The sequence below is a fragment of the Ruegeria sp. BG8 genome, assembly GCF_056538325.1.
This window is the reverse complement of record NZ_JBQFSZ010000001.1, coordinates 79,776-91,799: the sequence shown is the minus strand read 5'-3', so window position 1 is coordinate 91,799 and position 12,024 is coordinate 79,776. Positions and strand designations below refer to the sequence as shown.

General features: G+C 55.7%; 9 protein-coding genes. 1 reads left to right on the top strand and 8 read right to left on the bottom strand.

All coding sequences use genetic code 11. The annotated features are described in order from the left end of the window. Nucleotides 1-60 precede the first annotated feature (60 nt). The 3 genes from ACR0DG_RS00455 to ACR0DG_RS00445 all read right to left on the bottom strand — a co-directional run bounded on the left by ACR0DG_RS00455 (nucleotide 61) and on the right by ACR0DG_RS00445 (nucleotide 3,437). Nucleotides 61-1,410 carry a cytochrome P450 gene (locus ACR0DG_RS00455; RefSeq protein ID WP_480693431.1) on the bottom strand — a complete coding sequence of 450 codons (1,350 nt, stop codon included), beginning with the start codon at nucleotides 1,408-1,410 and terminating at the stop codon, nucleotides 61-63. Continuing rightward, the gene (locus ACR0DG_RS00450; protein WP_480693430.1) at nucleotides 1,407-2,621 is read right to left on the bottom strand and encodes a hypothetical protein; all 1,215 of its coding nucleotides are present in this window, start codon (nucleotides 2,619-2,621) and stop codon (nucleotides 1,407-1,409) included. The genes ACR0DG_RS00455 and ACR0DG_RS00450 overlap by 4 nt, the downstream gene beginning before the upstream one ends. A gap of 63 nt (nucleotides 2,622-2,684) precedes the next feature. Continuing rightward, a complete protein-coding gene (locus tag ACR0DG_RS00445) occupies nucleotides 2,685-3,437 on the bottom strand; it encodes a cytochrome c biogenesis CcdA family protein (RefSeq protein ID WP_480693428.1) in 753 nt (250 codons plus the stop codon). A 105-nt stretch (nucleotides 3,438-3,542) separates the two neighbouring features. On the opposite strand from ACR0DG_RS00445, the gene ACR0DG_RS00440 reads away from it, so the two are divergent. After that, nucleotides 3,543-3,776, top strand: a complete 234-nt coding sequence (locus tag ACR0DG_RS00440) for a sulfurtransferase TusA family protein (protein ID WP_480693427.1) — start codon at nucleotides 3,543-3,545, stop codon at nucleotides 3,774-3,776. A 44-nt stretch (nucleotides 3,777-3,820) separates the two neighbouring features. Here the strand turns inward: ACR0DG_RS00440 and ACR0DG_RS00435 are convergent, their stop codons facing one another. The 5 genes from ACR0DG_RS00435 to ACR0DG_RS00415 all read right to left on the bottom strand — a co-directional run bounded on the left by ACR0DG_RS00435 (nucleotide 3,821) and on the right by ACR0DG_RS00415 (nucleotide 12,024). Continuing rightward, nucleotides 3,821-6,631: an Rne/Rng family ribonuclease gene (locus tag ACR0DG_RS00435; protein WP_480693425.1), complete on the bottom strand. Its 2,811-nt coding sequence runs from the start codon at nucleotides 6,629-6,631 to the stop codon at nucleotides 3,821-3,823. 506 nt (nucleotides 6,632-7,137) lie between these two features. After that, nucleotides 7,138-8,472, bottom strand: coding sequence for a sigma-54-dependent transcriptional regulator (locus ACR0DG_RS00430; RefSeq protein ID WP_480693423.1), 1,335 nt, complete (start codon nucleotides 8,470-8,472; stop codon nucleotides 7,138-7,140). A 12-nt stretch (nucleotides 8,473-8,484) separates the two neighbouring features. Continuing rightward, nucleotides 8,485-10,263, bottom strand: coding sequence for a sensor histidine kinase (locus ACR0DG_RS00425; protein ID WP_480693421.1), 1,779 nt, complete (start codon nucleotides 10,261-10,263; stop codon nucleotides 8,485-8,487). A 36-nt stretch (nucleotides 10,264-10,299) separates the two neighbouring features. After that, nucleotides 10,300-10,968, bottom strand: a complete 669-nt coding sequence (purQ, locus tag ACR0DG_RS00420; protein ID WP_480693420.1) for a phosphoribosylformylglycinamidine synthase subunit PurQ — start codon at nucleotides 10,966-10,968, stop codon at nucleotides 10,300-10,302. A gap of 12 nt (nucleotides 10,969-10,980) precedes the next feature. Continuing rightward, nucleotides 10,981-12,024, bottom strand: coding sequence for a zinc-dependent alcohol dehydrogenase family protein (locus ACR0DG_RS00415; protein ID WP_480693418.1), 1,044 nt, complete (start codon nucleotides 12,022-12,024; stop codon nucleotides 10,981-10,983).

Genomic DNA, 12,024 nt, shown 5'->3' with positions numbered 1-12,024 from the left:
TTCGAAATGATTCCGCTGTTTTCAACCGCATACAGCAACGCGCATTTGGATGGTAGTTTGTTAGCGCTCAACCAACCGCAACCAAATTCCATCCTCAGAACGAACGGTTAGATGCGCGACAGGTGACGGCGTTTTGCCGTCCACGCGCTCAAACCTAAAGTTTCGAAGTAAAGTGGATAAGATCAAAGGCCCCTCCACCATTGCAAATCCGGCACCGGGGCATACCCGTGCACCGGCTGAAAATGGGATATAGGCCTCTCTTTGGCACTTCTTTCCGTTTTTCGTGCTCCATCTTTCGGGGTCGAACGCATCGGGTTGATCCCACATCCGTTCATGCCGGTGCAGGTGCCATGGGCTGATGACGATCTGGGCACCTTTGGGAACGGCGCGATCTCTGAATCGCTCTGGGCACGTCGCCTCTCGTACCATCATCGGTACTGGTGGATAGAGACGTAAAGCTTCTCGAAAAACATCACGGCTGAGCTTAAGTTGCGACACACCCGTCGCCGGGGCACCAGACACTTGTACCGCTTCCTCGGCAACTTTTTCCTGCCATTCAGGGTATTGCGCCATCAGGTACAACGTCCAAGCCAGCGCCGAAGCACTGGTTTCATGGCCGGCCAAAAAGAAGATGGCGACTTGATCGATCATCTCATCCGTATCAAAGCAGCGCCCGGTTTCGGGGTCCGGAGTTGTCATGATCTTGGTTGCCAGATCATTCGGAGCATTTCCACTGGCGATCAATTCAGCACGTGCCTCGGTAAGGGTTTTGATCAATGCGCGGATTTCTTTGGCGTTCTTGCGGGTGCGCCGCGAGTGCAAGCGCGGTAACCATTGAGGTAAAGGAATAAACGCCGCGATATTGAGCAACGGCTGTTCTCGCTGGTACGTACGAAACCGGTGAAACACCTTTGTGGCAACGTCATGATCAATTGGAACCGAAAACAGCGTGCGAAAAATGACGTCGGCCGCAGCATGGCTGGTTAGTTCTTCGCACTCAACCTCGGTCCCCGTCAGCGCGCGCAGCCTGTTCACCATCGCCTCGGCCGCACTTTGCATGGCTGGGAATGTGTCTTTCAATCGCCCGCCTTCGAAAGCAGGGTCAATAATTCTGCGTTGCCTTTCCCAGGTCGCACCGTTGGTCAAAAACACGGACTCCCCCAGCAATGGCCGCAGCCCTTCGCTGATACGGTTGGATTTCGGGAACCGATCCGGGTTTTTCCTCAGCACCTCTTCAATGAGTTTGGGTTCATTGATCAGAAACGACCGGAAGAACGGCGTCCGAAACTCTGCCATCCACGCCCGATACAATCGTTGAGGTTGCGCAGACAGGATGTCCCTTCGAAACAGCTTCAGGTACCGCCAAAGCGAGACTTTATCCGGGCGTACAGGTGGTTTCGGCGGCGTCACGGCGCAATCGACCGGTATTTGGACACGGCCTTATCGATACGCGATTTCGAAGGCGCGCGACCGTAGAAGCGGTGTCCGAGTGTTTCAGGTCCGGCGGTAATTCGAAAATAATCGTATGACCCGACCTGATCGAATGCGCAAAGATACTGAAAATGTATCCGGAAGAAACGCCAGCGCAGCTCTTTCCAGCGTTCGGCGGATAAGGTTTGGGTAAAAGCAGCCGACAAAACCAATGGCCATTTCTTACGCTCGGTCGCGACACCGCTGACCGCGACCGGGTCACACAGTGCAAAGGCACATCCGTCGCCCGGCGCGGATACATCGACCCAGGTAATATTGTCATGCTCGGATAGGTATTGCAGGTCGTTCCGAAGCGCATGCGCCTTGGGCAAAAAAGAAACCATAGGTGTCACCTGGCCCAGCGACAAAAAAGACAACGCGGGGGTGGCCTTAGTCGACGGTGTGGCACGCAGCACATCAGCTAAGACCCTTACTCCAAGATGAGCGCCTGAGCTGTGCCCTACGACCAGAACTTCGTCGATTTCTTCGCTTAGCGCATCTGCTATCAAAGCGCTGAACTCGGACAGTCTTTCGCGCAACTCAACTGACATCTCTCCGTTTTGAGCAGCTGAATACGCATAGTCTTGCATCAGGTAGTAAGCGAACAACCGGTTGTCGATTTTGCGAAACCAATACAGCAACGCGTAGGCCGCCAGAAAGCCTGGGACAATCGCCGCTAGGGCCAAATAGGGTTGCAGCAGCGCTGTGACAAACCACACCAAACCCAAGGAAAGAGCCAGCTGTGCCAACAGCATTCCGACCGGGTATAATGCGGCTATGACAGGCCCTTTGCGCAAGCGCATCAATCGCGCCAATGCGCCACTAGAGATATAGATCCACGCAGTCCGAAACAGCTGAACATAAGTGCGTGGGATCGACACCGCCATGCTGTCTCGTACAAGATCAGACCAGACGAGAACGTCGATATCGGTGTGAACCTCGGTGTTGTCCTGTGTGGATTGCACGCGCCACCCATAAGGACCATCACCAGTTTTGGCAGAAACCGAAACACTGTACCCGGATATCGACGCCTGCACTGCGCTTTCGGTGCGATACAACTCACGATACCGACGCGGATGGATCGGGTCATAACCGGGTATGTAAAACACCCGGCGCCTTCGGACCTTGGTTGGATTGTTTTGGCTGCTCATTCACTTACCTTCTGCTGCGCAGGTTAGCGCAGCGTTATCGGCAAGGTAAGTCAGATCAGCGCGTTAGCCAAAATTTGCCAATGCCGGAAATGTCTCCAGCAGCCAAAAGCTGAACTCAGTGAACAGGCCAGTGATTAGCATGATTCCAACGAACAGCAAAAGCCCGCCCATCACTTTCTCAATAGTGGCCATGTGAGGCTTGATCTTGTTCATGAACTTCATTGAGCGGTTCAGGAACATCGCCGCCAGCAGGAACGGAATACCCAGACCCGCAGCGTAAACGCCCAGCAGCAACGTCCCTCTAGCAACTGAGGCTTCAGAAGCTGCCAAGGAAAGGATCGCACCCAGTTGGGGGCCAATACATGGTGTCCAACCAAATGCGAAAGCCAGCCCCAGAATATACGCACCGAACACAGATCCACCGGAATCACCGGTTTCAATGCGTGCTTCGCGGTCCAGAAACGGGATGCGGAAAACGTTCAGAAAATGCAGCCCGAACACGATTACCACTGCGCCCGACAGTTTTGCGAACAAAACCTGATTCTGCAGAACAAATGCCCCAAAGGCCGAAGCGGTAAAGCCCAGCAAAAGGAAAACCGTAGACAACCCAAGCACAAAGAACAACGCAGTGAGCGTCGCCTTGCGGCGTGCTTGAGCCTGATCCTGCATCTCGTTAATCGATACACCGCTCATATACGCCAGATAGGGCGGAACGATGGGCAGAACGCAGGGTGACAGAAAGCTGATCAGCCCTCCGAGCATTGCGATGAACATGGCAGGTAGCAGGCCTGCGTCTATGATATCTATTCCGAACATGTTTCAGCACATATGTTATGAAGCGGGCCGCGTCACGGGGCCATTCAGTCACATCCTCGTGGTTGCACGCTGGACACCAACCCAAAGTGGAAATATCTGGTCCTTATGTCAAATCCATCCGAAACACTTGATGCATTAGGGCTTCTTTGTCCCCTACCCGTGTTAAAAGCGCGTAAACGTCTCAAATCGATGCCCGAAGGTGCATTGTTGCGCCTAATCGCAGACGATCCCGCCGCAGTGGTCGATGTCCCACATTTTTGTACTGAAAGCGGGCATCGCCTCATCTCTCAGGAAGAAGAGAACGGTCACCAGATCTATACGATTCAAAAGACCGGATAAGCGCTGGTAATTAAAAAGGCGGACCGAATGGCCCGCCTTTGTGTTTACTGTCCCAATGACCACCAACCTCGTCTTTTCGGCTTGGCTGGTTCTTCTGCAACGACCTCAAGAACAGGTTCCTCAGCCACAGGCTCGGCAACGGCTTCTTCCACAGCTGGCTCTGGCTCAGGTTCGGCTGCGTCCTCGGTAACGGGCGCGGCCTCCTCGTCTTGCGTTTCCTCCACCGCATCCGAAGTATCAGACGTCACTTCGTCGCCTGCGTCCGCCTTATCCGCAACCTCTTCTTCGGCAGGCACTTCGGCCGCTTCGGTTTCAGGTTGCGATGCTGCATCTTCGTCCGAAGGCTGGTCTTCACCGGTCGAATCTTCGGTGGATGCGGCTTCTACATCATCCGCCTTTTCTTCTTTTTTCTTACGGCGCGGAGCGCGTCGACGCTTTGGCTTGGCGGCAACCTCTTCTTCGGCTGCCTCCTGCATATCGGCTTCTGCCGGTGTCTCTTCAACAGCCGCCTCTTCCGACGTTTCGATTTCGTCGGCGTTCACCTCTGCTGCGTCACCATTACCATTGCTTTTCTTACGACGCCGACGCCGACGCTTACGTTTGGGCTTGCTTTCCTCTTCAGCCTGAGGGGCATCGTCTTCGACTTTTTCCTCTTCATCGGCATCCACCAAATCCATCAGAGAGGCGTCGACCGATACGACCGGTGCGCTTGCTTCAGGAACAATCCTGCTGGCTGTCTTGAACTTCTCCATGGAAAAGTCCGGGCTGACCAGATGCACGTCACCCTCGATCCGAACCGACAAACCATACCGACCTTCAATCTGAGCGATATGTTCACGCTTCTGGTTCATAAGGAAATTGGCAATGCTGACGGGGCAGCGGATCAATACCTCACGCGACCGACGGCGCGTCCCTTCTTCTTCGATCTGACGCAGAATACTCAGCGCCATGTTGTCGTCAGAACGGATCAGACCAGTGCCATGGCACGACGGGCAAGGCTGGGTCGTCGCCTCAAGCATGCCTGGGCGCAAGCGCTGACGGCTCATTTCAAGCAGGCCAAAGCCTGAAATCCGCCCGACCTGAATTCGTGCACGGTCGGTTTTCAGCTTTTCCTTCAGACGCTTTTCAACGGCCGAGTTATTTTTGCGCTCGTCCATGTCGATAAAGTCTATGACGATCAAACCGGCCAAATCGCGCAGCCGCAATTGCCGCGCAACTTCCTCGGCAGCCTCGAGGTTGGTCTTTAAGGCCGTATCCTCGATCGAGCCTTCCTTGGTTGCCCGACCCGAGTTCACGTCGATTGCCACCAATGCTTCGGTCACGCCAATTACGATGTACCCACCAGATTTGAGCTGGACGGTTGGGTTGAACATACCGGCAAGATAGCTTTCGACCTGATACCGCGCGAAAAGAGGCAAAGAATCTTCGTACCGTTTCACGTTCTTCGCGTGCGACGGCATGATCATTTTCATGAAGTCTTTGGCGATGCGATAGCCCGCCTCGCCTTCAACCAGAACCTCGTCGATATCGCGGTTATAAAGATCACGGATCGACCGCTTGATCAGGTCACCTTCCTCGTAGATCTTCGCAGGTGCGATAGACTTCAGTGTTAGTTCGCGGATCTGTTCCCACATCCGCTGCAGATATTCGTAGTCTCGCTTGATCTCGGACTTGGTGCGTTTGGCCCCGGCCGTTCGAATGATCAGACCTGCGCCGGTTGGCACATCTATATCGGCGGCGATTTCCTTTAGCTTTTTCCGATCCGGGGCGTTGGTGATCTTGCGGCTGATGCCACCACCACGCGCGGTATTCGGCATCAGAACGCAATAACGTCCCGCCAGCGACAGATAGGTGGTCAGAGCGGCACCTTTGTTCCCACGCTCTTCCTTCACTACCTGAACCAGAAGAACCTGCCGAACTTTTATGACCTCTTGGATCTTATAACGGCGCGGACGAGGTTTGCGCGGAGGGCGAATGTCCTCGCTGTCATCCTCGTCAGCGACAGATTCAATCGAATCGTCCTTTGCGGCAGCATCTGCGCGTTCTTCGGCTTCCTCGTCGGTTTCGGTCCCAGTTTTGGCTCCAACCTCGTCGGTCGCCGCCTCATCTGCCGAAGTTTCTTCTTCAACCGCTTCATCGCTTTCGGAAGTATCCTCAACGGCTGCCACTTCGACCTGCGGATCAACATCCTCAGCAATCGGAGCCTCGACTTCGGTATCACTGTCCGCTTCGTCTTCGACAGTAGATGACTGCTCCGCATCGTCGCCCACAACTTCGTCACTAGACGAAACTTCGACAGCTTCATCAGCGGCGACGTCGTCCTCAGGTTCCTCTACCGGTGTCTCGGCAACCAGATCCACGGGCGATGTGCCTTCGGGGACAGACAGGTCCGCTGCTTCATCGCTGTCATCCAGGTCGATAGTTTCCATCCCGGAGGGTTCCTGAGAAACCTCCATCGTTTCAACGACGTCATCCGTTTTCACATCCGCCGCCTTGGTCCGCGAGCGTGAACGGCGCTTCTTTGGCTTGGCCTCTTCCGCCTCATCCCGGGCTTTCATCGCCTCGGCATAAGCCCGCTCTTCTTCCATGAGCGCTTCACGGTCAGCAACGGGGATCTGGTAATAGTCCGGATGAATTTCTGAAAACGCCAGAAAACCATGCCGGTTTCCGCCATAGTCAACAAAGGCCGCCTGCAAGGACGGCTCGACCCGAGTTACCTTTGCTAGATAGATGTTGCCAGCAAGCTGGCGTTTGTTTTCAGATTCAAAATCGAATTCCTCGACCTTGTTTCCGTCAACCACCACAACGCGGGTTTCCTCCGCGTGGGTGGCATCGATAAGCATTTTCTTAGCCATGTTTCCTTGGTGCACCGCGCCAAACGCGTTGTCCTTACCCATCCTGGAGGACAGGCGCTTTTGGGGTGGTGTCTTGTATGGGCGATTTCGGACGGCGCGCGGCAGGGTCTGGCGCTTTGGCCCCCTGCCCTCAAACTCAATCGTTGCGCGCGCGTCATCGCGGTTCTTCTCCGACAGACATTTTTAAAAGCTGCCTGCCCATTTATTCCTTTCACCCGCATCCGCGGGTTCAGGCGTTCAACTGCCCCTATTCGGGGCACAATCGGTCTGCTTGGCCAGCGTGGGACTTTTGTCACCACCTGCGGCGTCGCAGCGAAACTCAAAGATCGGGACTTGTGGGCACAAAAAAAGCCCAGCCCGTTCGGACACAATAAAAGCAGTCCTGTGGAAAAGACAATGGGCAAACTGCATACCGCCGCACGAACGCAGTCGGGATCCTTCATCTGGCCCAAAATATCCCGGGGGTGAATTGAGCCATAGGCTCAAGAGGGGGCTGGCCCCCTCCTCTACAGATAATCCGAGCGCTGAAGCCCGTACTTGGCCATTTTCTCGTTCAGCGTACGCCGCGGCAGGCAAAGCTCATCCATGACCGAAGCAATCGAGCCCTTGTGCCGCCGCATCGTGTTATCGATCAACATGCGTTCAAACGCTTCGACATATTCCTTAAGCGGCTTGCCTTCAGTCGTCATAACGGGCTGCATTTCTTCATGGTCTGACATCAGCAACGACGCTATAGTCCCGGACCCGCGCCGCGACTGCAGCACTGCCCGCTCGGCAATATTGATCAACTGCCGCACATTACCGGGCCACGGTGCTTGAAGTAACTGGGCCGCCTCCTGCGCACTGACCTGCGGCGCGTCACACCCATATTCCTCGGCAAATTGTTCGCTGAGGCGAGTGAACAAAGTTAGGATATCCTCCCCACGCTGACGCAACGGAGGCATCGTAATCCGCAACGCAGCAAGGCGATAAAACAAGTCCGGGCGTAAAACGTCCTCACTGGTTTTGCCCGCTTCTTGCAAATTCGAGATCGCAATGATGCGTGTCTCGGCCGGTGTCCCCTGATCGTTCATAACGCTCAAAAGCCGCGCCTGCAGGGTATCACTCAGGGCCTCGATATCTTCCAGAACCAGCGTTCCGCCTCGCGCTTCTTCAATCGCAGGCAGTTGTGCATCTTCTGGCATCATCGGGCCGAACAGACGCTTGGACAGCGCCTCTTCTTCCAGTGCCGCACAGGACACCAGAACGAATTTCTTGCCCGCCCGGCTTCCGACCGCATGCAGGGCATGAGCCACAAGCGTCTTGCCCGTTCCGGTTTCACCGTCAATCAGGACATGTCCGTCGGCTTGTCCCAGATCCAGAATATCTTCGCGCAAGCGCTCCATTACCGGGCTCGCGCCGATCAGTTTGTTCATGATCTGCGTGCCGTCGGACAATTCGCGCCGCAAGGCCCGGTTATCCAGCGTTAGACGTCGCGCATTACTGGCGCGTTTTGCCAATTCGGACATGCGATCCGGGTTGAACGGTTTTTCAAGAAAATCGAATGCACCAACACGCATGGCTTCCACCGCCATCGGAACATCCCCGTGCCCGGTAATCATGATCACCGGCAAAGTGCTATCGGCACCCATCAGTTTCTTGAGCAATTGAATGCCGTCCATCCCTGGCATCTTGATGTCAGAAATGACAATTCCTGGATACTCAGGCCCCAAAACCTTGAGCGCATCCTCGGCGCTCGAAAAGGTTTCAGTGTCGTACCCCGACAGAGCAAGCCATTGGCTGATCGACTGGCGCATGTCCTGTTCGTCATCCACAATGGCAATTTTCATGGCCTGTGCCATAGTCTTTCCTCGTTATTCCGCAGCCTCTAGGCCGTCACTTCCAAGTATCGGCAGCTGCATTTCAAAAACCGCACCGCCGTTCGGGCTGTTGCGCGCGGTCAGCCGACCGCCATGGTCGTTCACGATCCCGGACGAGATGGCAAGCCCCAGTCCGACCCCATCGCCAGGCTGCTTGGTCGTGTAAAACGGCTCAAACAGGTTTTCGATGTCTTCGATCCCGTGCCCGTTATCTCTTACAGTCAACACCGCTTTGTCACCGGCAGCCAGAATTATTTCGACGTCTGGCTCTGATACAGATTTGGTAGCGTCCAGCGCATTGCGCAAGAGGTTCACCATAACCTGCTCGATACGCATCCGGTCACCCATCGTAATTACGGGTTCTTCGGGCAATATCTGAGTGATCTTGACCTGTCGTTGGCGCAGCTGTGGTTCCATCATCGACAAGGCCGAGGCAAGCGCTTCACCAAGATTTACAGGGGAAAACGCATCTGCGCCCTTGCGCGCATAAGACTTGAGCTGCCGGGTGATGGCGCCCATCCTCTCGATCAGACCATCAATTCGACCAAAGCTCGCCAAGGCTTCTTCCGGACGGTTCCGGCGCAGCAAAAGTCTTGCCCCTGCCAGGTAGGTTTTCATTGCAGCCAGAGGTTGATTCAACTCATGACTGACGGCAGCCGACATTTCCCCTAACGCCGCCAATTTAGAGCTCTGAGCAAGCGTTTGTTCGGCGACTTCCAGCGTTTTCTCGACCCGTTCACGTTCAGCAATTTCCCGCTGCAGCCTTGCGTTCAATGCGCGAAGCTCTGCCGACTCGCGTTGGAACAGTGCCATGCGGAACGTCGCCCGACGGCTCAGCGCATAGAACGCAAGCGCCAAGAGAATCGCAAAGCCCATAATTTCCAAGGCGATGACGCTGTTGACCTTTTCGCGGATCGACGAATACGTCGTGAACGAGGTCATCTTCCACCCCCGGAACGGAATACGCGTTTCCAGCCGCATAACCGCCTCGCCCTTCAGGTACGCATCCGGGGGCAAAGCCGTCCAGTCCGTGGTCGCCCGAATTGCACGTTCAATTGCACCCTCAGGTGGCTGACGCTGCATAGCTGCGGTTTCTTCCAGCCCCCGCCACTTGGGTTCGGTCGATAGAATGATCGTCCCGGTACTGTCTGCAACCATGACCGCGTCCGAAATACCGGCCCAGGCGCGTTCGAACTTTTGCAGATCAACCTCAACGACGATAACGCCCAAAGTGTCCGAGCCGGCATCCATGCGCCGTGAGTAGACAAAGCTGTAACCACCCGCCTCTTTCTGGATCACAGAGAAGATTGTTGAATTGGCTCTGACCGCATCCACGTAATAAGGCGAATTTCGGTGCGCTTCGCCTAAACGGTTTCTGTCCGTTGCGGCAACGGTCCGGCCATCCCCATCCAACAGCATCAGAGAGGCCGCGCCGATTTCCTCGACAAACGATATAAGTCTTTGTGTAGAAAGCGTATAATCGCTGGATTGAAGCGCCGAGATCAGCGTTGGATCGCGTGACAACAATTGCGGAACGATCGAGTTTCTGCGCAGCTCGCTCAGCAGGTTCCCGGAATACAAAGCCAGCCGCAATTCAGCTCTGTTACGCGTCGATTCAGTGAACCGATCCGTCAGTAAACGGTTCGTCACCCATATCGTCGCGACGGTAGCGATCAGCAGGATCGAAACCGCTATGCGCAGGCGCCAACCGAGTGGCGCCCCGCGGAAAGGTTTTGTTAAAAAAGACCAGTCTGAATTGGTATCGGAACTCATCCCCGAAAACTACGCGGGCCGTTCCGTAACCTCAAGTCACGCCGGCGCAAGAACGCCTGACAATGCGCGGAACAATGCCGTCCCATCCGTGCCGCCATGGCCATGATCCGCTGCCCGTTCTGGATGTGGCATCATCCCGAGAACGCGGCGGTTTTCCGACAATATCCCGGCAATGTCCCCGACAGAGCCGTTTGGATTCTCGGTATAGGTGAACGCGATCCTGTCTTGATCCCGAAGTGAGGACAATGTCGCGTCATCGGCAAAATAGTTTCCATCATGATGTGCAATCGGCACGCCGATCACGTCACCTGCATTGTACCCTTGGGTAAAGGCACTGTCGCTGGTCTGAACTTTCAGGCCTACAGTCTTGCAGATGTACTTCAGCCCCGCGTTCCGCAGCAATGCGCCCGGCAGAATTCCGGTTTCGGTCAGAATTTGGAAGCCGTTGCAAATTCCTACGGCGTAACCGCCGCGTTCCGTGTGTTCGACCACAGCCTTACAAATCGGAGACTGAGCAGCGATCGCCCCACAGCGCAAATAATCGCCATAGGAGAACCCACCCGGAACTCCGACAATGTCGACCCCATCCGGCAAAGCCGCATCTTTGTGCCAGACCATATCGACCTGAAACCCGGCCTGTTCGAAGGCCACTGCAAGGTCCCGGTCACAGTTTGAACCGGGGAAAACGATGACGGCTGCGCGCATGTGCGGACCCTCCTACGAGATAAAATCGGTTACCACGGCAACGCCGGGCGGCGTTGGGTGGTCAAAGGCGGCGAGTTCCTCGCTCACCTCATTCAGTGGTATTTTACGTGTCACCAACGGGCTCAGGTCGACATTGCCCCCGGATATCAGCGACAACAAAGACGGATAACGCCAGCTTGGCATACCGCGGGTGCCGTAAATGGCCAACTGGCCGGAATACAGCGCGTCCATGGGCAAGGACATGTTCGTATGCTGCCCGGCTGGCATTCCGATCTGGACCATACGACCAAGCTTGCGCAGGGACTTCATGGCGGCAACTGTCGTCGTTTCAAAGCCCAAAGCCTCGATCGCGACGTGGGCGCCGCCGCCCGTGATCTCTCTTACAGCCTCAGATGCATCCATTGCCGCGGCATTCACGACCGCATCCGCTCCAAGGCTTTTGGCATAGGCTAGCTTTTCGTCGACAATGTCGACCACAACCACCCGTGCCCCAAGCGCTTTCCCCAGCAGCAGGGTCGAGATCCCTACACCACCCCCGCCAAAGATGGCCAACCACTCACCGCCCTGTATCTGAGCGCGGCCGATCAGGGCTTGCCATGCGGTGGTCACGCGACAACCCAAAGCGGCCGCAATTTCAGGTGCCATGGTTTCCGGCAGAGCCGTCAGGTTCGCATCGGCATGCGCAACGGCAATGTATTCCGCAAACGCCCCGTCACAAGTGAAGCCCGGGACGACTTGCTTTGAGCAGATCGTCTGATGCCCTTGCGCGCAGTCAGGGCAATGACCACAGGCCAGAATGAAAGGCGCGATCACCCGGTCACCCACTTTCCAGCGATCAACCCTTGCCCCAACGGCGACGACTTCGCCGCAGAATTCATGACCTAGGGTCATCGGCAAAACAACATCCGGGTCCGAGCCCGACCACGCATGCCAGTCTGACCGGCACACTCCACAGGCCAGCACCCGCACAACAACGCCGTCTTCGCCCGGCTCCGGATCGGGAACCGCCATCAGCTCAAGAGGCTGACGGTAAGTGATCAGACGCGCTGCCCGCAT